This window comes from Mycobacterium sp. NGS11, from assembly GCF_059813315.1.
This window is the reverse complement of record NZ_JCALEJ010000008.1, coordinates 118704-142336: the sequence shown is the minus strand read 5'-3', so window position 1 is coordinate 142336 and position 23633 is coordinate 118704. Positions and strand designations below refer to the sequence as shown.

The window sequence follows — 23633 nt, the reverse complement described above, 5'->3', positions numbered from 1 at the left end:
GCCACCTCATTCCCCCAACGGGTAGCGTTCCTCTGGTGAGTCGCGCGGAATTGGACAAGGACCCCCGGGATGTCGCGTCGATGTTCGACGGTGTCGCCCGCCGGTACGACCTGACCAACACCGTGCTGTCGATGGGCCAGGACCGGTACTGGCGCAGGGCCACCCGGTCGGCGCTGGCCATCGGGCCGGGTCAGAAGGTGTTGGACCTCGCCGCGGGCACCGCGGTGTCCACCGTGGAGCTGGCGAAGTCCGGGGCCTGGTGTGTGGCCGCCGATTTTTCCGTCGGCATGCTGGCGGCGGGCGCCGCGCGCGACGTTTTGAAGGTCGCCGGCGATGCCACCAGGCTGCCGTTCGGTGACGACGTGTTCGATGCCGTGACAATCAGTTTCGGGCTGCGCAACGTGGTCGACACCCAGGCCGGGCTGCGCGAGATGGCCCGGGTCACCCGTCCCGGCGGCCGATTGGTGGTGTGCGAGTTCTCCACGCCCACCAATGCGCTGTTCGCCACGGTCTACAAGGAGTACTTGATGCGGGCGTTGCCGCGGGTGGCGCGGGCAGTGTCCAGCAATCCGGACGCGTACGTGTACCTCGCGGAATCGATCAGGGCGTGGCCCGATCAGGCGGCGCTGGCGCAGCAGATAACCGAGGCCGGCTGGTCCGGGGTGCGCTGGCGCAACCTGACCGGCGGCATCGTCGCCCTACACGCCGGGACCAAACCCGGGCGCTGAAGGTTTTAGTGGTTGCCGGCCGCCTGGACCACGCCGATCTGGTCGGGGCAGTAGTGGTCGACCGCCGCGCCCAGGAACTGCAATGACTGCCCCTCGGTGGTGCCGCGCGGCAGGTTGCGCTGGATGAAAGTCGCGGACTGATGGGCGTCGTGGTCCACGCCGCGGCCCAACCGGTCGCAGGTGATCTTGCCCAGCCACGCCAACTGGTCCTGCGGCTGGTAGATGCCGAAGCCGTTGACGGTGTTCTTGAATGGCGCGTCGTAGTCGCTCGGCGGCGACGGTGTCCGCGGGGTGGGGTATGGCGCCGTCGGCGGCGGATCCGCCTGCGCCGGCACGGAGAGCTGCGCCGGCGCGGCCAGCGCGGCAAGCGCGATAGCAGCGGCGGCTCCGATAGTAGCCAGCGTCGTTCCCTTCATTAGCTGGACTATACACGGCCCGCTCAAGGTGCGCGGCCGAAAGCGAATCGCCGATTTTGCGCCCGCAAGGGGCCACGAAAACCCGCCGACCAGCGGCGATGCTCGGCACTCGGTCAGCTGAAGGGCGTTCGGCGGTCGAGCAGCCGGGACAGCCGCCCGCCGCCCCGCCAGGCGCGCGCCACCCAGTCCGCGTCGTCGTCGGTGACCAGATTGGCCATGACCCGCACGGCGATGGTCATCAGCGTCGTCGAGCGCATGGCGATCGGTCCGGTCGACGGCAGAAACCGCTGGAACGTCAGCAGCAGCGCCAGCCTGCGCGCCACCGAGAAGCCGCGGCCATAGTGCTGCTGCAGCAGCGACGGCCACACCTGCGACAGGTCGGGGCAGTCCAGCAGCGCCGCGGCTAACCGCCCGGTCTCCAGCCCGTAGTCGATGCCCTCCCCGTTGAGTGGGTTCACGCAGGCCGCGGCGTCGCCGATCAGCATCCAGTTGGCGCCGGCCACGCCCGACACCGCGCCGCCCATCGGCAGCAGCGCCGAGGCCACCGCCCGCGGGTGGCCGGTGAAGCCCCACTCGTCGCGGCGCAGGTCGGTGTAGTAGTCGATCAGCGGCCGCAGCGCCAGGTCGGCGGGTCGCTTGGACGTCGACAACGCTCCGACGCCGATGTTCACCTCGCCGTTGCCCAGCGGGAAGATCCAGCCGTAGCCGGGCAGCAAGGAGCCGTCGGGGGAGCGCAGTTCCAGATGCGACGTCAGCCAGGGGTCGTCGGCCCGCGCGGTGGTCAGATAGCCGCGGGCGGCAACGCCGTACACCGTCTCCTGATGCCAGCGCCGGCCCAGCTTGCGGCCCAGCGACGAGCGGGCGCCGTCGGCGACGATCAACTGACGGCAGCTCACCTCGGTGCCGTCGGCCAATGTCACCGATGTCACGCGGCCCGATGAATCATGTTGCGCGGCAACGGCCTTGGTGCCAAGCAGCATTCGCGCCCCGGAATCTTCGGCGACTTTGCGGATCCGGTCGTCCAGCTCCAAGCGGGCCACCGCGCTGCCGGTCGACGGGAATGACGGACCGGGCCAGTCGACTTCCAGCTCGCCGCCGAATCCGCTCATCCGCAACCCGCGATGCCGAATGCGGCTGTCGAGCCAGTCGCCGAGCCCCAGCCGTTCCAGCTCCGCGACCGCGCGCGGGGTCAGTCCGTCGCCGCAGGCCTTGTCGCGGGGAAAGCTCGCCGAATCGATGACCAGTACGTCGTTGCCCGCGCGGGCGGCCCACGCACCCGCGGCCGAACCGGCGGGCCCGGCGCCCACGACCACCACTTGGGCTCGGGTCGCTCCCGTCTTCATGCACACCAGTATGTTTGGTGCCGTGAGTACTCCGGCAACGGTGGTGGCGGGCGTCGACTTCGGCAACCCCGGTTTCGCGGCGACCGTACGGGACGGTGTGGGGCGGATCGAGCAGCTCATGGACACCGAGCTGCTCAGCGCCGACGACATCATGACCGAGTCGCTGACGCACCTGTTCAAGGCCGGCGGCAAGCGGTTCCGGCCGCTGTTCACCGTGCTGTCGGCCCAGATCGGGCCCAACCCGGACAGCGGAGACGTCACCATCGCCGGCGCCGTCATCGAACTGGTGCACCTGGCCACGCTGTACCACGACGACGTCATGGACGAAGCGGAGGTCCGTCGCGGTGCGCCCACCGCCAACGTGCGCTGGGGCAACAACGTCGCGATCCTGGCGGGGGATTACCTGTTCGCCACGGCCTCGCGGTTGGTCTCGCGGCTGGGCCCCGAGGCGGTGCGGCTGATCGCCGAGACGTTCGCCCAGTTGGTGACGGGGCAGATGCGCGAGACCCGAGGCTTCGTCGAGGGATCGGACCCCATCGAGCACTACCTGAGGGTGGTGTACGAGAAGACCGCGTGCCTGATCGCGGCGGCGGGCCGGTTCGGTGCGATGTTCTCGGGTGCGGACGCCGACCAGGTGGAGCGGCTGAGCCGTCTCGGCGGCATCGTGGGCACCGCGTTCCAGATCTCCGACGACATCATCGACATCGACAGCGACTCCCACGAGTCCGGCAAGCTGCCCGGCACGGACGTGCGCGAAGGCGTGCACACCTTGCCGATGGTCTACGCGCTGCGCGAGCCCGGGCCCGAGGCGGCGCGGCTGCGCGAGCTGCTGGTCGGCCCCATCGAGGACGACGACGCGGTGGCCGAGGCGCTGGCACTGTTGCGGGCCTCGCCGGGCATGGCCAAGGCCAAGCAGTCGCTTCACGAGTACGCCGAGCAGGCGCGCCAGGAGCTGGCCGTGTTACCGGATGTTCCCGGCCGCCGGGCGCTACAGACGCTGGTCGACTACACCATCAGCCGGCACGGCTAGTGGCGATCGCGAAGTCCTGCGGAACCAACAAGGCCATCTCGGGCGTTCAAAGAGCTGTAACCGCAGTAGCGCGCGCTCCCGAGTGTTCGCAAGGAGGACACCGATGACCTGGCATCCGCATCACAACACGTTCAAGACGTTCGCGTTGTTGGTTGGCATGTCCGCGCTGATCGTGTTCGTCGGCTCGATGTTCGGCAGGACCGCGATGTTCCTCGCGGTGCTGTTCGCGATCGGCATGAACGTCTACACGTACTTCAACAGCGACAAGCTGGCGCTTCGGGCGATGCACGCGCAGCCGGTCTCGGAGGTGCAGGCGCCGGCGATGTACCGGATCGTGCGAGAGCTGGCGACGGGCGCGCACCAGCCGATGCCCCGGCTCTACATCAGCGACACCAACGCGCCCAATGCGTTCGCGACCGGGCGCAACCCGCGCAACGCGGCGGTCTGCTGCACCACCGGCATTCTGGACATCCTCACCGAGCGTGAGTTGCGCGCGGTGCTGGGTCACGAACTTTCGCACGTGTACAACCGCGACATCCTGATCTCATGTGTGGCAGGCGCGCTGGCCTCGGTGATCACCGCACTGTCTTACATGGCAATGTTTTTCGGTGGCAATGACCGCGAAGGCGGCAATCCCTTTGCGCTGCTGCTGGTTTCGCTGCTGGGCCCGATCGCGGCGACGGTGGTGCGGTTGGCGGTGTCGCGGTCACGCGAATACCAGGCGGACGAATCGGGCGCGGTGTTGACGGGCGACCCGCTGGCCCTGGCGTCGGCCTTGCGCAAGATTTCCGGCGGGGTCCAGGCGGCCCCGCTGCCGCCGGAGCCCCAGCTGGCCAGCCAGGCGCACCTGATGATCGCCAACCCGTTCCGGGTGGGCGAGCGGATCGGGTCGCTGTTTTCCACGCACCCGCCGATAGAGGACCGTATCCGCCGGCTGGAGGAAATGGCGGGGCGGTAGTCCGATTCGCAAGTACCATTGAGGTCGGATGGTGATGGCGATGACTGAACCCAACTCGATGGACATTCACGAAGCCGGCCTCGCGCTGGATCTGCCGGACTTGATCTTCGAAACACGCGCCGGCGCCGGTATGAACCAGGCCCAACTGGCCGAAGCGATGGGCACTACCCAGGAAGCCGTCGCCGCGTGGGAGGACGGGACCGAGGTGCCCCGCGTGGACGTGCTGCAGCGGCTGGCGCAGGTGTGCGGCAAGCGGCTGCATATCAGCATCGACGTGGACTGACCCGGCTCGGCCGGGCGGCGAACCGATTACGCTGCGGCCTCGGATGTTTCGGCTTCGACCGAGGATGGGCGCGGGTCGCGTTGATCCGTCTCGGTTCCGCCGTGGATCGCCACCGCCCCGCCCGTCGCCTCATGCTGTTGTTGCCAGTCGGTAATGGCTTGATGCGCAGCGTGATCGAGGTAGTGGACCGCAATGACCACCGTCGCCGTCGCGCCCTGCGGAACCGACGCCAGCACTCGCGTCAGCCTCGGCAGCGCCAGGAAGGTGCATGCCGCGCCGTCGATGCTCACCCGCCATCCGTCGTCGGTCGGCGTGGCTTCGATCTTGGCGCGGATCACCCGCCATCCGGTCAGTGTGATGGCCAGGGCGAGTCCGATCATGACGCCGTGCAGCAGGTTGAGGAATATGACGCTGACGGCGGTCACGACGTAGACCGCGAGATCGCCGTGTTTCATTGCGGTTTCGATGTGAGCCGGCTTCAGCAGCTGAATCCCGATGACGATGAGCAGCCCGGCGAGGGCGGCGGTGGGAATCTCCTCGACCAGCCCGGCGAACGGGATGGTGAACAACAGGATCCAGACGCCGTGCATGATCGACGAGGCGCGGGATTTGGCCCCCGCGTTGACATTTGTCGAGCTGCGGACGATCACCCCAGTCACCGGTAGCCCGCCGATGCTGCCCGACACGATGTTGGCGGCTCCCTGCCCCACCAGCTCGCGGTTGAAATCGGTTCGTGGCCCGTTGTGCATCCGGTCGACCGACACGGCCGACAGCAGGCTCTCGACGCTGGCGATCAGCGCCACCGTGATCACCCCGATCGCGACCGCGCCCCAGTTGCCGTGGGGAAGATCGGGCAACCGCAGCGCCTCCAGCGGCGACCCCTCGAAGTTGATCCGGCGCACGTGAAACGGGAAGACCACCGAGATGACCGTCACCGCGACAATGGCGACCAGTGGCCCCGGGACGCGGCGCACTTTGGCGGGAACCCATCGCCAGGCCACCAGGATGACGATCACCAGCACACCCAGGATCACCCCCGGACGGTGCGCACCGACGATCTGGCCCGGAAGCCCGATGAGGTTGTGCCAGGCCGAGCTCTTGGATTTTCCGCCGAGCAACACGTGCGCCTGCTGCAGGGCGATCGTGACGCCGATGCCCGCCAGCATGGCGTGCACGACGACAGGTGAGATCGCCAGGGCGGCGCGCGCAACACGGCTGAGCCCCAACAGAACCTGCACGACTCCGGCGGCGACGGTGATCAAGCACGTTATGCCCCAACCGAAATCGGAAACCAGGCCGGCGACGATCACCGTCAGTCCGGCCGCGGGGCCACTGACCTGCAGCGGGGATCCGCCCAACGAGCCCACCACGATTCCGCCGACGATCGCGGCGATCAGGCCGGCGAGTACTGGGGCGCCCGAAGCGATCGCGATGCCCAGCGACAGGGGGAGTGCGACCAGGAAAACCACGAGTGAGGACGGCAGATCGTGCCGGATGATGCCGCGCAACCGTTCGAGACGCGGTTCGGCGAGGCTTTGAGCGCGGGCTTTGTCACCCATTTGTTCGGCGTTGTGCATCGGTCGCGTCCCTCGGTAGGTGTTAGCGGGGGATGTTCCGATATCCGCCCCATTGTGCGCCCATTACCTCTTCGTAACGCGCTGGCGTACAGAGGATTACGACGGGATGGACCCGCTGCATCGCGCCCGAAAATCCCTGGCCACCTGCGTCGACGGTATTTTGCTGGCAAAGGCCGGTCAAGCCGACTGGCGCGGCCCATAGAGAACGCAAAGATTTGAATTGCCTGGCGTCAAAGCGCCAGTTCAGAAGCCGGAACCGTGCACCTCGTGGCCGGGTACCTCGGCGATCAGGCCCCGATAGGCTTCCTCGACGGTGGAGCCGTGGTTGATCACGGCGTCGACTTCGCGGGCGATCGGCATGGTCAGGCCGAATTCGTTGGCAAACTCCATGATCACGCTGGCGGCCTTGACGCCCTCGGCGACCTGGTTCATCGAGGCGATGATCTCGTCGATCGGTTTGCCCGCCCCCAGTTGTTCACCGACGTGCCGGTTGCGGCTGCGCTGACTGGTGCAGGTGACGATCAGGTCGCCCAGGCCGGCCAGGCCCGGGAAGGTGTCGGGATGGCCGCCCAGGGCGACGCCCAGTTTGGTCATCTCGCGCAGCGCGCGGGCGATCACCAGCGCCCGGGTGTTCTCGCCGATGCCCAGCGAGTAGCCCATCCCGACCGAGATGGCGTAGACGTTCTTCAGCGCGCCGGCCATCTCCACCCCGATGACGTCGTCGGTGGTGTACACGCGGAAGCGCCGCGTGCGGAACAGGCCCGACAGTCGCGTCGCCAGATGCTGGTCGGGCATCGCCAGCACCGCCGCGGCGGCATAGCCCTCGCCCACCTCGCGCGCGATGTTCGGCCCGGCCAGGATGCCCGCGGGATGGCCGGGCAGCGTCTCCTCGATGATCTGCGACATCCGCATGTTGGTGCCCTGCTCGAGGCCCTTGACCAGTGACACCACCGGCACCCACGGCCGCAACTCTTTGGCCAGCTCGCTCAGCACCCCTCGAAAGCCGTGCGAGGGAACGCCCATCACGACGACGTCCGCCGAGTTCGCCGCCTCGGCGAAGTCGGTGGTGGCGCGCAGGGTGTCGCTGAGCACGACGTCGTTGCCGAGGTAACGGCTGTTGCGGTGGTTGTCGTTGATGTCGGACGCGGTGGCCTCGGAGCGCACCCACTGCAGCGTCGGCCCGCGACGCGCGCAGATTGACGCCACGGTGGTGCCCCAGGAACCGCCACCGAGGACAACGACTTTGGGTTCGCGCTTCTCAGATGCCATGGCGATCAGCGTATTGCGGACACCTGCGATTTTGTAGGAGTTCACGAAGCGGGGCGACACCGTGCCTGCACACCCCGCACGGCCCGGCGTGGTATCCGCGGTTATCCATGCCGAATTCATATTTATCGGCGACAACATTTGCGTTCGGCGAGTCGGCGCCGGTCATTTGTGCGGAATACCTTTGAAAATGCATGGGAGATTCATAAAAAGGTAAATGGATACCCGCTCAGGTAGGGCAATCAACAGGTGTGCGCCATTCCCGCCAAAAGCCAACCGGCTCAAAGCCACTGGTGAGCCTCGCGTCGGAGCGGTGACGGAGAAAAGCACGCGAAACGGCGTGCGGCTAAAAATCAGCATGAGTGTTGCCGAAAAGACAAGCTCAAGGTCCATTTGAATGAATTGTCGGCACTGAATTCGCCGAACCCTCGTTTAGCGTTTCGCGACATCCGAACACACGCTGAAGGGAAAACGGTATGTCTTTCGTGACTGTCCAGCCGGACAAGTTGTCGGCGGCGGCAAGCAATCTCCAGTCGATCACCGCGGCGCTCAACGTCGGCAAGGCGGCCGCGGCCATCCCGACCACGGGGGTCGTTCCGGCCGCCGCCGACGAGGTGTCCGCGCTGACCGCGGCGAGGTTCGCCGCCCATGCGGCGCAGTTCCAGGCGCTGGCCGCCCGGGCCATCGCGGTGCATGAATTGCTCGCGGCCACCCTGGCGCAGAGCGCGGGAACCTACGCGGCCACCGAGGCCGCCAACGCCGCCGCGTCGGCGCTGTAAGAGCGGAGACGCACATGGACTATGCGCTGCTGCCGCCGGAGATCAACTCGGGGCGAATGTATGCGGGGCCGGGAGCGGGTTCGTTGTTGGGCGCCGCGGCGAGCTGGGGCGAGCTGGCGGCACAGTTGCACAGCAGCGCCGCCTCCTTTCAGTCGGTCATCTCCGCGCTGACCGGCGGACCGTGGTTGGGTCCGTCGGCGCTGGCCCTGGCGGCGGCGACCACCCCCTGTGTGACGTGGTTGCGCACCAGCGCCGGCAACGCCGAACTGGCCTCCAGCCAGGCGACCATGGCGGCGGCCGCGTACGAGACGGCGTTCACGCTGACGGTGCCCCCGCCGGTGATCGCGGCAAACCGCGCGCTGCTGGCGTCGCTGATCGCGTCGAATGTGTTGGGACAGAACACCGCCGCCATCGCGACGGTCGAGGCGGAGTATTTCGAGATGTGGGCACAAGACGCCGCGGCGATGTACGGCTACGCGGGGTCCTCGGCGACGGCCGCGCAGCTGACCGAATTCGACGAGCCGGCGGAAGTGACCAATCCCGCCGCTTCCTCCGAGCAGGCCGCCGCGGTCGCGAAAGCCGTTGGCAATTCGTCTCGCAGCGGTGCGCAAGACGCCGCGGCGAACGCGAACGCGCAGGCTGCCGAGAACCTGCAGACTCTGGCAGAGCCCACCCTCGGCAACCTCAAGCCGATCGACGAATGGATCTCGGAGAACACCCCGTTCGACGACATCGCCTCGATGTACTCGAAATACGTTGTGCCGTATATCTCCTCGGGGCAGGTCGGCGTTCAGACGGCACAGTCCTTCGGGCAGATCAGCAACGGGATCACGGCCATGAGCACATTCGCGAAGGGTCTGGCCCCGGCGGCCTCCTCGGCGGCTCAGGCGGCGGGAAACGGCGCCAAGGCGCTGGGCGCGGCCGGTGCCGGCCTGGGCAACGCCGGCTCCGTGGCAGCGGGTGTGGGGCGCGCGGTTCCGCTGGGAGCGCTGTCCGTGCCGCCCAGCTGGGCTCCGGTCAACGCCGTCACCAACCCCGGGGTCGCGACGCTGGTGAGCGCGACGTCCACGGCTCCGCCGGCCGCGAACGGGTTGCCTGCCGTGCCGATGACACCGTTCGGGCCGATGGTCGGACAAGGCGGCTGGCGCAACCTGCCGAGCTACGGATTCAAACCGTCGGTGATGGCCAGGCCGCCGGCCGCGGGCTAGCCTAGCCGGCCAGCGGCGCCCGATCCTCGACCCGGCCGAACACCATCGCCTCCTCGATGCGGTCGAACCGGTAGTCGAGTGCGTCGGCCAGATAGTTCTGCCGCACGTTCCATGGCCGCTTGGTGCCCGACTTCGGCAGCATGTGCACCGAGCGCAGCACGTAGCCGGCGTTGATGTCCCACGATGGCTTCTCGGCCATCGGCTCGTTGCCCCGATGCGGTGCGGCGTGGGTGTAGCCGTGAGAACCCATGTGTTCGATCAGCTTCGCCGTCGCCCGGGCGGTGATGTCGGCGCGCAGCGTCCACGACGCGTTGGTGTAGCCCACGCACCAGAACAGGTTCGGCACGTCCTCGAGCATGTGCGCTTTGTAGACGAAGCGGTCGCTGGTCTTGATCTCGTTGCCGTCCAGGCTGATCGCGGCCCCGCCAAGCGCCTGCAGCTGCAGGCCGGTGGCGGTGACGATGATGTCGGCGGCCAGGTGTCCACCGGATTTCAGCGCGATACCCGTCGCGTCGAAATGGTCGATGTGATCGGTGACCACCTCGGCGCCGCCCGCGGTGATGGCGTTGTACAGGTCGGCGTCGGGGATCAGGCACATCCGCTGGTCCCACGGGTTGTAGCGCGGCTTGAAGTGGGTGTCGACGTCGTAGCCTGCGGGCAGGCTGTTGATCGCCTTGCGCCGCAACAGCCACCGCACCAGCCCCGGCGCCTTGCGGGACAACGCGAAGAACACCGCCTCGGTCAGGGCGCTGTACATGCGGATGACGAGGTGAGCGGGGTTGCGGGGCAACAACTTTCGAGCCACCGCGGCGACGGCGCCGTACTTGGACGCGGAAATGAGGTAGGTCGGCGAGCGCTGCAGCATGGTCACTTTGGCGGCGCGGTCCGACAACGACGGCAGGAGCGTGACCGCGGTCGCCCCGCTGCCGATCACCACGACCTGCTTGCCGGTGTAGTCCAGGCCTTCGGGCCAGTGCTGCGGGTGCACGACGGTGCCCTCGAACTGTTCGATGCCCGGAAAGTCCGGGGTATAGCCCTCGTCGTAGTTGTAGTAGCCGCTGCCGAAGAACAGGAAGCGGCCGCGATACAGCTTGCGTGCCCCGTCCTGCTCCACGGTGACCGTCCAGGTGTCGGTTGCGGAGTCCCAGTCCGCCGAGCGCACATGGCTGTTGAACCGGATGTGCCGGTCGATGCCGTACTTGCGCGCGGTGGCGACCAGGTACTCGCGGATGTGCACGCCGTCGGCGACGCCCTCCTTGCGGGTCCACGGCTCGAACGGAAAGGACAGCGTGAAGATGCTGCTGTCCGATCGCACGCCGGGATAGCGGAACAAATCCCACGTCCCGCCGATCTGCGCGCGCCGCTCCAGGACGGTGTACGTCAGGCGCGGATTGCGCTCGGTGATCCGATATGCCGCGTCGATGCCGGAGATGCCGGCACCGACGATGATCACGTCGGAGTATCCGGCCTCGGCGGCACCGTTATCGGCGGCCTCCTGGGGAGTCGCGGTCATCGTGAACCTCGCTCGAATTGTGGGACTCGTACCAGCGTAGAGACCCACCGGTTGGTCGGGCTAGTAACTCGCGAATCCGCGCCGCGCGGCACGGACCGCGCCGGTCAGCGATAGTTGACGAACTGCAACGCCACGTCCAGGTCGGCCTGCTTGAGCATCGCCTGGACGGCCTGCAGGTCGTCGCGCTTTTTGCTGGTGACCCGGATTTCGTCGCCCTGGATCTGGGTTTTGACGTTCTTGGGGCCGTCGTCACGGATCAGCTTGGTGATCTTCTTGGCGCTCTCGCTGCTGATGCCCTGCTTGAGGGACCCGCTGATCTTGTAGGTCTTGCCGGAGGCCTGCGGTTCGCCGGCGTCGAAGGCCTTCATCGAGATGTCGCGGCGGATCAGCTTCTCCTTGAAGACGTCGACCGCCGCCTTGACGCGTTCCTCGGTGGATGACGTGAGCTCGATAGCCTCGTCGCCCTTCCAGGCGATTGTGGTGTCGGTGCCGCGGAAGTCGAACCGGGTGGCCAATTCCTTGGCGGCCTGGTTGAGCGCGTTGTCGACCTCTTGGCGATCCACTTTGCTGACGATGTCGAACGATGAGTCCGCCATGCATTCCGTCCCTTCATCCGGTGATAGGCGTTTGTGCTTTGTCTACTCGCTCGTTGTAACCTGTCTGGCGGCAGGTTGCCCGAGCGGCCAATGGGAGCGGACTGTAAATCCGTCGCGAAAGCTTCACAGGTTCGAATCCTGTACCTGCCACCAAGCCTCAGCCGGGTCTGGGCCGGTTTTGCACCACGACAGGTCACACTGCGCCGAACCCGTTTGCCGCGGACCGCCTTATCGGCCGATGCGCCTCGTGGAGGCGCCGGCGTGTAACAGCCGGTTGGCCGAGATGACGGGGCTACGACGTCGAGCCCAGTCACGCTAACCGAAAAAATTGTCACCGGCAGGGTGATACTCGATAGGTCCAGAGTTTCGAGGAGCCGGCCAGTGCGTATGTTCGGTACTGCGTGGTGGCGATTGAGGTCATACCTTGCAGCGGGGACGCTGAGACGACATAGCACTCCCGGGAGTGCTCGAACATACGCATGTACCAACCCAACGCCTGGGTATGGGCGGAACTCAGGGAGGCTGGCTCGGACGCGTGGTATCCGACCCACTCGATCCCAGCATCAATGTCCGTGGGCGCTACGCCTCGAGCCACAAGAGAGGACGCCGCCTTCCATCTGGCCGCATCGAAGGCAAGGGCATTGGCGGTGATGAGGGTGGTTGTCGCCGCCAGAGCGGCCAGGGCAGTTAGCGAGAGTAACCAGTTGTACCAGCGTGGCATCAGACGGTTGTTCGCTTCCCGGGTGCCAAGTAAGGCAACGCAAGCAAAGGGAATTAGGACGAGGAAAAATCGCGCGTAAGGCGCCTGCCCGAGCACTATTTCCCCCAACGTGCCAGCGGCTATCAGGATGAGCACGAGTCCGGACATCCGGTCCAGCGGCGCCCCTGCGTCGATGTAATGCCCCACGATAAGAGCCAGCGACATGCAAGCCATCGCCACCAGCGCGAACCACCACCAGCCCGGCAGCGCGGTCCGCGTTCCGATCGAGCTCGCGCTGTAGGCCCCCCCTGGGGCCAAATAGCACGGCAGGAAAATGTGGCTGCCCATGCGAAACAGCACCGCCGCGATGACGATTAGGACAGTGAGTACCAGCGTGCTCACGCTAGTCAGCTGCGTGCGTCGCGACCAACTGCGTGGTCGCGCGGTGACGAGCACCGCTGGGAAAACGAAAAGGGCAACGGTCAAGCACGTGCAAATCGCAATTGGAAGGGCGAGTGCCAAACTGATGCCAGTCGACGCCAGTGGGGCGCCGCTGTCATGTGGCAGCGATCGACGCCACAGCTCGAACCCGGTGATCGCCAGAATGGACATCAGTCCGCCGAGCAGGGCGATCTGGCGCTTTCTGCCGTGCCAGGAAGTCACGGTAATTATCACAATGACGACGAGTCCAACAAGTGCCTGTTCGCGCACTGTGACGCCCCAGGTTGCGACCGCGAGCGCCCCTAGCAGCCACCGGGTACTTTCAGTCCGGAGCGCTTGGTCAGTTAAAAAGAGGCCACCAATGACGGCTGTGAAGGCGGGAACGTCTGCCATATAGGACGTTGCCAGCAGTCCGAAAGCTGGCATCAGCCCCACGAGGGCGGTTCCGAGTAGCGCCCTATTCCCCCCCACGCGGGGCTCGAGTAAGCCATAGGTGGCGAGAAGCCCTAATGCCGCCAAGACGGCAACAAACACTTTCTGAACGATGAGCGAGCTGCCGAGGTGGCCAAGGACAACGATTTGCCCGATTAGCGCACTGCGGTTCCATCCAGCGAGTTCGATCGAGCCTTGCTCTGCATAGTGCCGGGCAATTAACGCGTACGCCCATGCATCATTGTGGGGGATTGCCCAGCTTCCCGTTGCGGCGGCTAGGAACATGGGCCAACCAACGCACAAGCAGATGACACCTGCCAGCAGGAGTAGGCCTCGCCGTGTCAAAGTGATCCGTGCGGTTGTCAATCCGCGGGCTTCTGTCACGCGTGACGCCGTCAAATGTACCGCCTCCCATACTCTTTAGGGCGCGCGGCCCCACGCGAGATAGCAGGAGAATGCGCGGCCAAAGCGCCCTAAATCGCCACGCCGGCGGAAGACCAACGCGGGTGCTTTAGTCAGCAGGCTGCAGCCGGGAGGGTGGGAACACCTCCGGGCGCAAGTCTCGGGGACACCTCCCCCGAAACCCCCCGAACCTCGCGGTTCATGACAATTGTTTTAGTGACGGGGCCCGATTCGTCGATCAGGAGCGTAAACACTTCCGCGCATATTTACATCGAAAACTGTGAAAATCTCCGTCAACAGACCAACAGCGCCGACGCTGAGATCCTCCGGCGGACGGGGCAGTTCACCTCGGTTGCTTTGATTTCGAGAAGGCGAGCAGCGATGTTGCCGAACGAAACCGCGGGTCCTCGCCCTCAGGGATTCAAGACACGTCGTGGGCCACGATCACCACGCGATCCGACACCCCACTCGAGATCGGGTAGTGACGGACGGCTGCTTCGCCGAAAACTTCTGAGGCCATCTCTACGTACCGTTCCGTAGGGCGAATGAAGTCGCCTTCGTCGAGCCGGACCACGATGCGCCCGATCCAGTTCCATCTGTTCCGCGTCGGAACGGGCTCGCTGATCACGAGGGCACCCGTTTCGGGCGCAAGTACGCGGCGGCTCTCCTGCAGCAGACTGCGCGCCGAATCGTTGTCGAGGTGGTGTATTACTCCGCTGATCAGGACAGCATCGAAGGATCCGTCCGGGAATCGCAAGGTCCGTCCGTCCGCAACCTCGAAACGGTAACCCTTCCTCGTGGCCGAGGCCCTCGCGATGTAGTCGGCATTCATATCTATGCCGACGTAGCTGTCAGGGCGAAAAGATTTCGCCAATGCGCCTGTCCCGCACCCGATGTCAAGGACCGATGCCGCCTCGGCGATTCCCTCATTGCGCAGCACTTCCTTCTCGCTTCGGTATCCCGCCTCAAGGACCCAGCGGAGGAAATCGAACGTGCGGGGTTCAACTGCCAGCGCGTGGACCCCGCGGCGCACTACGCGAAGTGTTGTCACACGTTTCTCCTAACTCAGTTCGGAGATAGCTGTCGACGCAGTACATCGTCGTATACACGTTTAACCGCGACGGGAAACGGAGTTATCGCGACGCCCTGAAAGTCCTGCGCGAACTGTGTGCACAGCCTCAGGTCCCGGACTTGATATCTCGTCGACGGGCTCGTTCCCAGTGCGATACGAACCGTGCGATGGGCCACTTGCTCCACCGTCCTCAAGACGGCGCAAACCGGCAGAGGTCGTTGAGACGACAGATTGCGCAGCACCGGCGCGGCCGGCTGCGTTTCCACCGCTCTCTGGACCAGCGTCCGCACCATCGCGGCGGCATCATCGACATACAAGTAGTCGCGGAGGGTCTCCATCGGCACGAAAACGTTCACCGATTGTCGTGTCACGGCCGCTCGGCACAGCTGACTGACCAGACCCTGCGGTTTCATGACGTTCTGACCGGGCCCTGCAAGGTTTGACAATCGTCCAATGACGAGTGGGACGCAGCCCTCGAGCGTCGACCGCGAAATCTCCTCCTGAGCGAGTTTCGCCTCCCCGTACGGGCTCAGTGGCTGCGGCGCCGTCGATTCACTGAACGGGGGGTTAGTCGACCCGGCATAGATGCCGCCCGCGGATGAGGACAGGAAGAACGCACCCCGACCGGTTGGCCGCGACTCTCGGATTCGCGTGAGCAGGTGGGACATGATGCGGGTCTCCGCTGCGAGTTTGTCGATCGTGGAACCTATGACACCGCTGCCGGCGGCCCAGATGACCGACCAGTCGTCGTCGCGCGCCGCCCGGATGTATTCGTCGAGGTCGGAGTCGAGCGCTGCAGCCGCCGCATCGTGATCTTCCCAGGGCACCTGAGTGCCGATGAACTCCGAACCGATCGACCGCGAGACGGCGCTGCCCAGCAGTCCGCGGCGGCCGACGATCCAGGAGAGCATCGATTAGTCCCGCGGGCTATCGAATGCTTCGCCGGGATCGCGCACGATGACATATACCGGCTTTCCCATCGCCATGCCGGCGGCAGCTGCGATGTACTCGGCAATGATTCCCAGTGAGAACAAGGCCGCCCCGCCGATGAAAAGCACCGCTACGAATACCGATGTCCAACCTTGCACGTTGACATCGCCCACCAGTTTCCGAACCGCACTGTAAATCGCGGTGGCGAAGCCCAGAAGAGCGAACAGAACGCCCATCGTGGAGACGAAGCGCAGCGGCCGGGTGCCCGAGGAGATGACCAGCCGCCAGAAATGCGAGACGAGGCGGTGCAGGGTGTACGCGCTGGCGGGCCGGCCCTCTTGGCGCAGCACCACGGGACAGGTTGAGGGTTCGGTGACAACCCAAGACAGGGCGACATCGAGGAACACCCCGGCGCCGGCGTAGGCGGCGACACTTCGTCCGGCCTCGCCGAGGACCAGTCGATAACTGTTGAAAGCTCGAAGACCTTTGGACGACACCAGGACATGTAGGAACAACCACTTCGTCAGCCAGGACGCCACATTGCGCAATGCACCGTGCGGCGGTCGGTTCGTCGGCGACGCGTACACCAGTTCGGTGCGGTCGCGGTACGCCGTGTCGAGCAAGTCGCCGATATAGGCCGGATCGTGTTGTCCGTCCTCATCCATCGTCACGATCCAGTCGCCACCTGATGACGTCATGCCCGCCAGCGTCGCGGGATGTTGTCCGAAGTTGCGGGAGAGCCACACCGGGCGGAGCCACTCGTCGCGCGCGGCCAATCGCGCACGACTTCTTCGCTACCGCCGATGCCGCGGTCCCACACGAGAAGCACCTCGTCGACGCGGAATTTGCGGCCGTCGCGGGTCTCCTGCAGCGAACGGTGCTGCTCGAGCTCCTTTACCAACCCCGGCAAGGTCGCGGCTCCGTTGTAGACCGGGATCACGACGCTGATCGAGTCCACACGGCTCGATTGGTGGTCACCAGTCACGCGTTTGCCTCCCTGAACGTACGCGTCCAGTGGAGTAACAGTACCGATGCATGGCGGGGTGGGTCCTGTCAATTGTGATTTTGGCTACACCGGGTTGCCGTAGGGCGAACCGCCCGATCGCGTCCATGCGCGTAGAGCCGCCCAGTGGCTCGATTGGCTCAGACAGGAATCTCGCCGATGACCTCGTCGGCGTGCTCAGACGTGTCGCCCGCCAGCTTGAACAGCCAGCGGTCCAGGATGAGGAAACGACCCACCCAGACGATGCCGAATCCCAGCAGCTGGGCGAGGAACACGGCTGCGCCGCGGACGAGCGTCGCCTGCTCGGCGATCGCGACCTCGACGAGGTAGGTGAACAACGTTGCTAACGCGACACCTAGCATCATGGCCACCCAGAACACAAGCACCTGGCTGTGCAAGTTCTCGCGCGACCTGATCCGCCAGACGAAAAGCTTGTTGGCGAAGAAGTTGGGGATGGTCACGATAGCGGCCGCCAGCAAAGACGCGGCGGCGTAATTGTGCAGCCATATGCCCAAAAGCTGGATGAGGATCTGCCCCGCCGGGACGAACACGACCGACACAGCGGCGTAACGAAGCTTTTTGTGTGCCCCTCTGGTGCCTAATGGTGAAAGGCCCATAGTCAGCCAAGATACTTGCGCCGTGGCGCTCTAGGAACCGAATCAAACGAGCCCGAGTTTCAAGCGGCGAACATTTCGCGCAACGGCATCGACCCAGTTAGAGGCCACAGCGCGATTAAATGAAAAGGTCCGAAACCCTTTGAACTGGTTGATAGTTTTGGGCAATGGCGACAACCGCGTCGGTATCGACGACGGCATTCGGACGCATCAGGACATGGTGCTCGACCACAACTTTTGGCTCTAAGCGTTGGCAACGGGTCCTCGCCGCCGTAATCACAGCTGTGATTTTCTGGCCGCAGGCATCGGTCGACGCGGCGGTTGGGCCCGACCAATCGACGTTGGCCGGCGTCGCCCTCGCACGGATTCATCACCTCGAGTGGGGCCCCGAGATTGTCTTAACTTACGGGCCCCTTGCTTTCCTCCAAAACACCCCTTATTACTCATTCGATCAATCGCTGCTCGCGACGATCTACCAGCCAATCATCGTCGCCGCCCTGTTCCTTGGCATTGCGGCAGCGCTGCGCCAGCGCCACGCCCCGATGGCTTCGCTTCTGGGCGCCTTCCTGACCACAGGCGTCGTCGCCATCCTCCACATCGGTCATGGTGGCGTTTCGGGCCTGGAGTACAACGAACTGGCCGATCTCGCGGCGCTCGCGTGGGCGGCGGTGCCCCTGTTGCAGCAGGACCCCAAGCGCTCGACGGTCTTCACCACGTGCACTGTGCTCGGGGCGGTCGCGGGCCTACAGCTGCTCGTGAAACTCAACGCCGGCCTCGCAATCTTGGCCATCGCACTGGCCCTGTCGGTGTTGCTCGACTGGAGAGCTCTGGGACGCCATTGCGCCACGGTGATTGCATTCGCGGCGTCGACATTCATCTGGTGGGTGCTCGACGGGCAACGACCGGAGAACCTGCCTTCGTGGCTCAGGTCCAGCGCCGCCCTCGCATCGGGTTACAGCGCGGCGGAGAATGATCCCACCCTGCTCAACGTCGTCGCGGTCCTGTTGATCCTTGCGTGGATAGGCGCGCTGTGGATGATGTTCATCCGTGGCGGCCCGCAGATTCCCCGGCGTCTTGTGGTACTCATCGGCCTCGCTACCCTGATCCCCGCCAAGAGTGCGATGGCCAAACCCGACATATGGCATCTCTACGCTGTGCTCAGCCTCGCCGTCGTCGCGGTGGCCATCACGCCTCTTTTTAGGACCCGTGGTCGGGCGTTAGTAGTGGTGGTGCTGGCTACCACCTTGGTCCTGCTCGGCGCCGAGTATGCCGTCGTGGTGCTCGCAGGGGGATATCCCTCGGATACGTCGCGCGTCGCGGAGGCGCTACGGGCGCCCGCGCAAGCGGTCGACCGCCTGGTCACGCTCGCCCTGCCAGGGCGCGTCGACCAACGCGTCGCAGAGGCCAAGGCACGCCAGCGTGCGCTCTACGCGATTCCGGACCGCTTCATCAAAACCATCGGGTCGTCAACGGTTCACGTCGATCCCTATGAGACGTCGGCTGCGTGGGCCTACGACCTGACATGGCGCCCCGCGCCCGTCTATCAGACGTCCGCGGCGTACATGCCCGCCCTCGATGACCTGAACAGCGAATCATTGGCTAACGGGCCAGAGTTCATCTTGTCCAGGCAGTCGCCGGCCTCGCCGGCTACCGGCGTCGGCGGCATGGGCGGGCGGCTGGGTGTCGAGGAATCCCCACGATATTCGCGTGCGCTGCTGTGCAACTACACATTGACCGGGGTCGAGAACCGCTGGGCTCTCTTCACCCGTACCGGCCCGCACTGTGGTCCGCTCACTGCGCTGTCGGAGGTCACCGTTCACGGAAACGACGTGATCGCGGTCCCAACCCCCAGCGGACCGAACATGGCGGTCCTGGTCGGGATCGACCTGCAACCTACCGTCGTCGACCGGCTCTTCCAAGGAACCATCGCTCCGCCGACCGCCTGGACCGTCGTGCTCGACGGGGTTACCTACCGCCTAATCGGCGCCAATGCCGCCGAGCCATTCCTCCTCAATACGCCTGTGCTCGTAAACGGCACGAACCTGCAGATTGACGCCCACACCATCGGAGTGGTCGGCCATACCTCGTCCCTAGGTCAGCAGGGCGCTGTGCGCTTGCGCTTCTACGAGATGCGCGTCGGACAATAACCGGTGACGCCGCCCTCAGTCGGATTGAGCGGCGAGCGTCGACATGGTGGACACCGCCATCGGCTGTTTTTACAATCCACCTGCATGAAGCGCCTCGCATTGACCGCGCCCACGCTGTTGATTGCGGCATGCGCAACCGCCACGAACAGCACAACTCCGACCGTGGCCGGCACCCTTAGCCCCACCGCCAGTCAAACGGCAGGTCGCACGCCGCCGGGCAGTAAGACCGTTGGCGACCCTCAGGGCTCGTACTGGTCAGTCATCGACAATGACGGGACTTTCCTTGTCGGCGTTGACATTGCGGTGGGCAAGTATCGCAGCGCCGGTGGGCCGACGTGTTATTGGGCGCGGCTGGGTAGTCCCGATCCAGGGGACGTAATCGATAGCAAGAAGACAGACGGTCCGCAGGTAGTCGGAATCCGGGGCAGTGACACCGCTTTCCTGACACGGAATTGTGGGACCTGGCAGCAGACCCCTTGACGCGCTTTGGTTCGCCACCTACTCGACACATTCCGTGATCCAGGCGTCCAATCGATAGAAGATAGGGGGTGTGGAAGGAAGATTCCGATGAAGAAGGCAATATTCGGCCTGTTGGCGGCCGCACTCCTGGCATTGGCGCCGCTCTGCATTTCACCCGCCCAAGCACACGCCGGCGACCCCTGCGCCGGCATTGTCGATCCCGCTGCCCACCAGGACTGCATAAACGACTTCATTCAAAGACGCGAGCAGACGCAGTGCGACGCGAGCTCCAATCACGGACAGTTGGGGCAACTTTGCGGGTGACTCTGGGTCTACGGGCGTTCTTGGCCGCGCCGAGGGGTTCGCTTCCTAGGCGGGAATGGCTTCGATGACGCACAGCGGCCCTGCCGTCTGCACCACTCGCTGCAGCCGGAAGCCGCCACGCTGGAGTAGGTCGGTCCATTGCTTGCGGTTTCGTTCCAGCGCACCGGCCATCACCAGCATCTCCATGTCGGCATAGTGGCCAAGGAACTCGCGGTCATGATCCGGGATGACCATCTCCAACAGCAGCAGTTTCGCACCCGGAGGAGCCGCGGCTTTGATGGTGCCAAAGATCGCGATGGCTTCGTCGTCGGGCCAGTCGTGGATGACGTTCTTCAACACGTAGGCATCGGCGGACGGCACGCTGTCGAAGAACGATCCGCCGGTCACCGTGACTCGGTCGGCGACACCGTGCGCGGCCAGTAACGGTGGCGCTCCCTCGACCGCCTCGGGAAGGTCGAACAGCACGCCGCGGGCATTGGGGGCGGCGGCGAGAAGCGATGACAGTAGCCGGCCGTGGCCGCCCCCGATATCGGCGATGACGCCGAAGTCGCTGAAGTCGTAGGCCGCGACCACCGCCGCCTCCAATATCGCCGACGTGGACGTCATCGCGGTGTTGAAGATCTCCGCGAACTCCGGATCCTCGCGCAGGTAGCCGAACACGTCCTTTCCCAACACTTTCGGGGGGTTCGGCTCTCCGGTGCGCACCGCATCGGCAAGCCGCGTCCAGTTCGCCCGGTGTTGCGGCGAGCCGTAAAGCAAGGCGACCCCACGCGTCGAAATCGGCGAATCGGTGCGCAACGTGTCGGCTAAAGCGTTGAGCGCGAAGCGACCGTCGCGGCACCTGCGGAACACGCCGCGGCTGATCAGCAACCGCATCAGCCGCGCCACGCTGTCCGGGTCGGCTCCGACGCGACGCGCCAAATCCTGCTTGGTCAACGGGCCCGCGGCAAGCGCGTCGGCGATGCCAAGCTGCGCGGCAGCCGAAATGGCCTGCGACAGAAAACCTCCAAAGATGAGGTCGATGACCGTGATCGGCGGAGGTGCCAGTCGTTGGTATACACGCCCCACATGATGACGGATTCGCTCGACCGCGCGAGCCACCCGGGCGGGCGGCAGCTTCGGGGTTGATGTCGGTGACTCGGGCGGCATCGTTGTCCTTTCCGCGGCGAACTTTCGCGCTCGATCTTGTCGCATATCGAGGCCGGAAGGCGAGGGCCGTGCTGATTCTGGTCTAGTTCAAACAAATGGTCGCGATAGACCCGTGGCGAAGGGCCGGCCTTCCAACACGTGGTGGTCACCCGCGGCTGAATTGATTGGCGAAGCTGCGGCGGTAACCTTTTCCCAAGCGTCGAAGGGGTGGCCATGGGTACTGGTCGGGAGAGCGGCTGAGGATCCCATGCAACTGCGCTACCTGAGCATCCCGGCGCTGATCGCCGCAGTCGGTGGCGACCCTTGGGCGATCAACCGAAGCCTGCAGGCCGGCAGCCCGCTGCAGATCTCCAACCTGGCGCAGGCCTTTCGTAAAGCGGGCGTATGCACTGCGGAGAGCAACAACGCGTTCGAACAGGCCCGCACCCGCTTCGAAGCCGCCTGGAACCACCAGGACGGCGGCCATCCGATCAACGACTCCGAGGAGGTGCAGCGGGTGACCAAATCGCTTGGGGCGCAGTCGTTGCAGCTGCCCAAGATCGGGGCGGACCTGGAGAACATCGCCGCAAGCCTGGCCGAGGCGCAAAAGGCAGCGGCCGCACAGATCGCCGCGCTGGAGGCCCAGCTGCAGGAGCTCGACGACCTGATCGGTGAAGCCGAGGAAATGGAGGACGACGAAAGCCTTACGGCCGCCGACATCGATGCGCTCGAGACGCTCATTGCCAAGTGTGAGCAGGACGCCATCAGCGACACCAAAGCCGCGCTGGGCCAGCTGCAGGCGACGCGCGACTGCTACTCGAACACGTTGCAGAACGCACTCGGGGCCCTGCACGGCGACGGTTATGACCCCGCGGCCATCCAGGCCGTGGAGGGTCCGCTGTCGCCGCTGCCCGCGTTGCCGGATGACCCCAAGCAATTCGCGCAGGTGTGGAGCTCGCTCACGCCGGCGCAGAAAGACGCCGAGTACCAACACAATCCGTACATCGGCAACCACAACGGGATGCCCACGGTGGACCGCGATCATTACAACCGGCTCACTCTGGCCACCGAGTTGACCGGCGCCCAGGCGGCCGCCGCCCAGGCCGACGCCCTCAGGGCGCAGCATCCGGATTGGGCGCAGGGCAAGAACATTCCGCCGCCGAACGAGCCGGGAGCGATCTTCGACGATCGCCTGGCGTACGAGGCTTGGCAACGCCAATACGATGCCGCCCGCGACGGGGCCAAGTACCTGCCCGACCTCCAGGCCGTCGACAAGGCCGTCAAGATGAGCCCGGATCGAAAACTCATGCTGCTGGACACCAAGACCGGCAAGCAGGCCCGCGCCGCGATCGCGGTCGGCGACCCCGACGCGTCCACCCACGTGTCGGTCACCGTGCCCGGCCTCAACACCACTGTGCACGGCGCCATCGGCAGCATGTCGGACGAGGCGACCCGGCTCCGAAGCGAAGCGCTGCGACAGCTGAGCCTGGCCCCCGGCCACGAACACGACACCGTCTCGGCGATCGCCTGGATCGGGTACGACCCGCCGCAGGTGCCCGGCTTCGACGACCTCGGCAAGTCGCTGGCCGGCGGCTGGGGTGTCAGCCACGACGACATCGCGCGGGCCGGCGCCCACGACCTGGCCGGCTTCTACGACGGGCTACAGGCCGCCCACCACGGCGGCCCCGCCGATCTCACCGCGATCGGCCACTCCTACGGGTCGCTGACCACCGGTCTGGCCTTGCAGGAGCCCGGCGACCATGGCGTATCGCGGGCTCTGTTCTACGGCTCCCCAGGCATCGAAGCGTCCACGCCGCAACAACTCCACCTGCAGCCCGGCCATGTGTTCACCATGGAAACCCCCGACGACCCGATCCAGTGGACCTACGACGGCCCCGCCATCGCCCACACGGTCGCCCCGTTTTTGCCCCCACCGCTGAGCACCCTGGCCGAAACCGTGCTGGGCGCGGCCGACGCCACCGGCGCCGGCCACTTCGGCCCGAATCCGGCCACCAACCCCAACTTCACGCACCTGGCGACGGGGGCCGCCACGGTGCCCGACGGCCACGGTGGCACCCTCAACCTGAGTGACGCGCACGGGCACAGCGACTACCCCCGCTTCCCCGACGGCGGCGGCACCCGGACGACCAACTACAACATCGCGGCCGTGCTGGCCGGACTGGGAGATCAGGCGGTTCCGCAGAAGTGACGAACAATCGAATAACGAGCACCCCGAGCCGGCGGCGCCACGGACTGATCTTGGCCGCCGTGACCGCCACCGCAC

Annotated in this window: 23 protein-coding genes and 1 tRNA gene; 10 read left to right on the top strand and 14 right to left on the bottom strand. The window is 65.6% G+C overall.

Going from position 1 to position 23633, the window contains the following annotated elements:
* The first annotated feature begins 35 nt into the window (after positions 1-35).
* On the top strand, positions 36-728 hold the full coding sequence (locus AC5Y4T_RS12765; RefSeq protein ID WP_499953412.1) for a demethylmenaquinone methyltransferase: 693 nt from the start codon (positions 36-38) through the stop codon (positions 726-728).
* 5 nt (positions 729-733) lie between these two features.
* On the opposite strand, the gene AC5Y4T_RS12760 is transcribed toward AC5Y4T_RS12765, so the two are convergent.
* Entirely contained in the window at positions 734-1144 is a 411-nt protein-coding gene (locus AC5Y4T_RS12760; RefSeq protein WP_499918108.1) for a DUF732 domain-containing protein, read from the bottom strand.
* Between the two features lie 113 nt (positions 1145-1257).
* Entirely contained in the window at positions 1258-2487 is a 1230-nt protein-coding gene (gene menJ / locus AC5Y4T_RS12755) for a menaquinone reductase MenJ (RefSeq protein ID WP_499953408.1), read from the bottom strand.
* A gap of 22 nt (positions 2488-2509) precedes the next feature.
* Here menJ and grcC1 point away from each other — a divergent pair, with 22 nt between their 5' ends.
* The 3 genes from grcC1 to AC5Y4T_RS12740 all read left to right on the top strand — a co-directional run bounded on the left by grcC1 (position 2510) and on the right by AC5Y4T_RS12740 (position 4758).
* Positions 2510-3517: a nonaprenyl/(2E,6E)-farnesyl/geranylgeranyl diphosphat synthase gene (grcC1, locus tag AC5Y4T_RS12750; RefSeq protein ID WP_499953404.1), complete on the top strand. Its 1008-nt coding sequence runs from the start codon at positions 2510-2512 to the stop codon at positions 3515-3517.
* Positions 3518-3620: 103 nt separating this feature from the next.
* Complete coding sequence (gene htpX, locus AC5Y4T_RS12745) at positions 3621-4475, top strand: zinc metalloprotease HtpX (protein ID WP_499918111.1); 855 nt, start codon at positions 3621-3623, stop codon at positions 4473-4475.
* A gap of 28 nt (positions 4476-4503) precedes the next feature.
* A complete protein-coding gene (locus tag AC5Y4T_RS12740) occupies positions 4504-4758 on the top strand; it encodes a helix-turn-helix domain-containing protein (RefSeq protein ID WP_499918112.1) in 255 nt (84 codons plus the stop codon).
* Positions 4759-4784: 26 nt separating this feature from the next.
* Here AC5Y4T_RS12740 and AC5Y4T_RS12735 read toward each other — a convergent pair whose 3' ends face one another.
* The 3 genes from AC5Y4T_RS12735 to AC5Y4T_RS12725 all read right to left on the bottom strand — a co-directional run bounded on the left by AC5Y4T_RS12735 (position 4785) and on the right by AC5Y4T_RS12725 (position 7994).
* Positions 4785-6317 carry a SulP family inorganic anion transporter gene (locus AC5Y4T_RS12735; protein WP_499918261.1) on the bottom strand — a complete coding sequence of 511 codons (1533 nt, stop codon included), beginning with the start codon at positions 6315-6317 and terminating at the stop codon, positions 4785-4787.
* Between the two features lie 261 nt (positions 6318-6578).
* The gene (locus tag AC5Y4T_RS12730) at positions 6579-7604 is read right to left on the bottom strand and encodes an NAD(P)H-dependent glycerol-3-phosphate dehydrogenase (protein WP_067355914.1); all 1026 of its coding nucleotides are present in this window, start codon (positions 7602-7604) and stop codon (positions 6579-6581) included.
* Between the two features lie 162 nt (positions 7605-7766).
* The gene (locus tag AC5Y4T_RS12725) at positions 7767-7994 is read right to left on the bottom strand and encodes a hypothetical protein (protein ID WP_499918113.1); all 228 of its coding nucleotides are present in this window, start codon (positions 7992-7994) and stop codon (positions 7767-7769) included.
* 83 nt (positions 7995-8077) lie between these two features.
* Between AC5Y4T_RS12725 and AC5Y4T_RS12720 the strand changes: the two genes are divergently transcribed.
* On the top strand, positions 8078-8380 hold the full coding sequence (locus AC5Y4T_RS12720) for a PE family protein (protein ID WP_499918114.1): 303 nt from the start codon (positions 8078-8080) through the stop codon (positions 8378-8380).
* Between the two features lie 14 nt (positions 8381-8394).
* On the top strand, positions 8395-9588 hold the full coding sequence (locus tag AC5Y4T_RS12715) for a PPE family protein (RefSeq protein WP_499918115.1): 1194 nt from the start codon (positions 8395-8397) through the stop codon (positions 9586-9588).
* Between the two features lies 1 nt (position 9589).
* Here the strand turns inward: AC5Y4T_RS12715 and AC5Y4T_RS12710 are convergent, their stop codons facing one another.
* Positions 9590-11101 carry a flavin-containing monooxygenase gene (locus tag AC5Y4T_RS12710; RefSeq protein ID WP_499918116.1) on the bottom strand — a complete coding sequence of 504 codons (1512 nt, stop codon included), beginning with the start codon at positions 11099-11101 and terminating at the stop codon, positions 9590-9592.
* Positions 11102-11205: 104 nt separating this feature from the next.
* Positions 11206-11697, bottom strand: a complete 492-nt coding sequence (locus AC5Y4T_RS12705; RefSeq protein ID WP_499918117.1) for a YajQ family cyclic di-GMP-binding protein — start codon at positions 11695-11697, stop codon at positions 11206-11208.
* 69 nt (positions 11698-11766) lie between these two features.
* Between AC5Y4T_RS12705 and AC5Y4T_RS12700 the strand changes: the two genes are divergently transcribed.
* Positions 11767-11850 (top strand) — tRNA-Tyr (locus AC5Y4T_RS12700).
* Positions 11851-12028: 178 nt separating this feature from the next.
* Here the strand turns inward: AC5Y4T_RS12700 and AC5Y4T_RS12695 are convergent.
* The 6 genes from AC5Y4T_RS12695 to AC5Y4T_RS12670 all read right to left on the bottom strand — a co-directional run bounded on the left by AC5Y4T_RS12695 (position 12029) and on the right by AC5Y4T_RS12670 (position 17237).
* Entirely contained in the window at positions 12029-13555 is a 1527-nt protein-coding gene (locus AC5Y4T_RS12695) for a glycosyltransferase family 39 protein (RefSeq protein WP_499953401.1), read from the bottom strand.
* A 538-nt stretch (positions 13556-14093) separates the two neighbouring features.
* Entirely contained in the window at positions 14094-14705 is a 612-nt protein-coding gene (locus AC5Y4T_RS12690; protein ID WP_499953399.1) for a class I SAM-dependent methyltransferase, read from the bottom strand.
* 32 nt (positions 14706-14737) lie between these two features.
* A complete protein-coding gene (locus AC5Y4T_RS12685; protein WP_499953396.1) occupies positions 14738-15655 on the bottom strand; it encodes an SDR family oxidoreductase in 918 nt (305 codons plus the stop codon).
* A gap of 3 nt (positions 15656-15658) precedes the next feature.
* Positions 15659-16450, bottom strand: coding sequence for a glycosyltransferase (locus AC5Y4T_RS12680; RefSeq protein ID WP_499953392.1), 792 nt, complete (start codon positions 16448-16450; stop codon positions 15659-15661).
* A complete protein-coding gene (locus AC5Y4T_RS12675) occupies positions 16369-16659 on the bottom strand; it encodes a hypothetical protein (RefSeq protein ID WP_499953388.1) in 291 nt (96 codons plus the stop codon). Before AC5Y4T_RS12675 ends, AC5Y4T_RS12680 begins: the two co-directional genes overlap by 82 nt.
* 158 nt (positions 16660-16817) lie before the next feature.
* Complete coding sequence (locus tag AC5Y4T_RS12670; protein WP_499953385.1) at positions 16818-17237, bottom strand: GtrA family protein; 420 nt, start codon at positions 17235-17237, stop codon at positions 16818-16820.
* A 221-nt stretch (positions 17238-17458) separates the two neighbouring features.
* Here AC5Y4T_RS12670 and AC5Y4T_RS12665 point away from each other — a divergent pair, with 221 nt between their 5' ends.
* Positions 17459-19438: a hypothetical protein gene (locus tag AC5Y4T_RS12665; RefSeq protein ID WP_499953383.1), complete on the top strand. Its 1980-nt coding sequence runs from the start codon at positions 17459-17461 to the stop codon at positions 19436-19438.
* 84 nt (positions 19439-19522) lie between these two features.
* Positions 19523-19918: an Rv1352/Rv1906c domain-containing protein gene (locus tag AC5Y4T_RS12660; RefSeq protein ID WP_499953379.1), complete on the top strand. Its 396-nt coding sequence runs from the start codon at positions 19523-19525 to the stop codon at positions 19916-19918.
* A 348-nt stretch (positions 19919-20266) separates the two neighbouring features.
* Here AC5Y4T_RS12660 and AC5Y4T_RS12655 read toward each other — a convergent pair whose 3' ends face one another.
* A complete protein-coding gene (locus AC5Y4T_RS12655; RefSeq protein WP_499953377.1) occupies positions 20267-21370 on the bottom strand; it encodes a methyltransferase in 1104 nt (367 codons plus the stop codon).
* 247 nt (positions 21371-21617) lie between these two features.
* Between AC5Y4T_RS12655 and AC5Y4T_RS12650 the strand changes: the two genes are divergently transcribed.
* Positions 21618-23558 carry a putative alpha/beta hydrolase gene (locus AC5Y4T_RS12650; RefSeq protein WP_499953375.1) on the top strand — a complete coding sequence of 647 codons (1941 nt, stop codon included), beginning with the start codon at positions 21618-21620 and terminating at the stop codon, positions 23556-23558.
* The last annotated feature ends 75 nt before the right edge of the window (positions 23559-23633 follow it).

What these genes read in the sequence shown, in the direction of transcription:
- AC5Y4T_RS12760 (WP_499918108.1), bottom strand. Translation starts at nt 1,144, where the DNA reads ATGAAGGGAACGACGCTGGCTACTATCGGAGCCGCCGCTGCTATCGCG.
- menJ (WP_499953408.1), bottom strand. Translation starts at nt 2,487, where the DNA reads ATGAAGACGGGAGCGACCCGAGCCCAAGTGGTGGTCGTGGGCGCCGGG.
- htpX (WP_499918111.1), top strand. Translation starts at nt 3,621, where the DNA reads ATGACCTGGCATCCGCATCACAACACGTTCAAGACGTTCGCGTTGTTG.
- AC5Y4T_RS12740 (WP_499918112.1), top strand. Translation starts at nt 4,504, where the DNA reads ATGGTGATGGCGATGACTGAACCCAACTCGATGGACATTCACGAAGCC.
- AC5Y4T_RS12735 (WP_499918261.1), bottom strand. Translation starts at nt 6,317, where the DNA reads ATGGGTGACAAAGCCCGCGCTCAAAGCCTCGCCGAACCGCGTCTCGAA.
- AC5Y4T_RS12730 (WP_067355914.1), bottom strand. Translation starts at nt 7,604, where the DNA reads ATGGCATCTGAGAAGCGCGAACCCAAAGTCGTTGTCCTCGGTGGCGGT.
- AC5Y4T_RS12725 (WP_499918113.1), bottom strand. Translation starts at nt 7,994, where the DNA reads ATGGACCTTGAGCTTGTCTTTTCGGCAACACTCATGCTGATTTTTAGC.
- AC5Y4T_RS12720 (WP_499918114.1), top strand. Translation starts at nt 8,078, where the DNA reads ATGTCTTTCGTGACTGTCCAGCCGGACAAGTTGTCGGCGGCGGCAAGC.
- AC5Y4T_RS12715 (WP_499918115.1), top strand. Translation starts at nt 8,395, where the DNA reads ATGGACTATGCGCTGCTGCCGCCGGAGATCAACTCGGGGCGAATGTAT.
- AC5Y4T_RS12710 (WP_499918116.1), bottom strand. Translation starts at nt 11,101, where the DNA reads ATGACCGCGACTCCCCAGGAGGCCGCCGATAACGGTGCCGCCGAGGCC.
- AC5Y4T_RS12705 (WP_499918117.1), bottom strand. Translation starts at nt 11,697, where the DNA reads ATGGCGGACTCATCGTTCGACATCGTCAGCAAAGTGGATCGCCAAGAG.
- AC5Y4T_RS12695 (WP_499953401.1), bottom strand. Translation starts at nt 13,555, where the DNA reads ATGTTCCTAGCCGCCGCAACGGGAAGCTGGGCAATCCCCCACAATGAT.
- AC5Y4T_RS12685 (WP_499953396.1), bottom strand. Translation starts at nt 15,655, where the DNA reads ATGCTCTCCTGGATCGTCGGCCGCCGCGGACTGCTGGGCAGCGCCGTC.
- AC5Y4T_RS12665 (WP_499953383.1), top strand. Translation starts at nt 17,459, where the DNA reads ATGGCGACAACCGCGTCGGTATCGACGACGGCATTCGGACGCATCAGG.
- AC5Y4T_RS12660 (WP_499953379.1), top strand. Translation starts at nt 19,523, where the DNA reads ATGAAGCGCCTCGCATTGACCGCGCCCACGCTGTTGATTGCGGCATGC.
- AC5Y4T_RS12655 (WP_499953377.1), bottom strand. Translation starts at nt 21,370, where the DNA reads ATGCCGCCCGAGTCACCGACATCAACCCCGAAGCTGCCGCCCGCCCGG.
- AC5Y4T_RS12650 (WP_499953375.1), top strand. Translation starts at nt 21,618, where the DNA reads ATGCAACTGCGCTACCTGAGCATCCCGGCGCTGATCGCCGCAGTCGGT.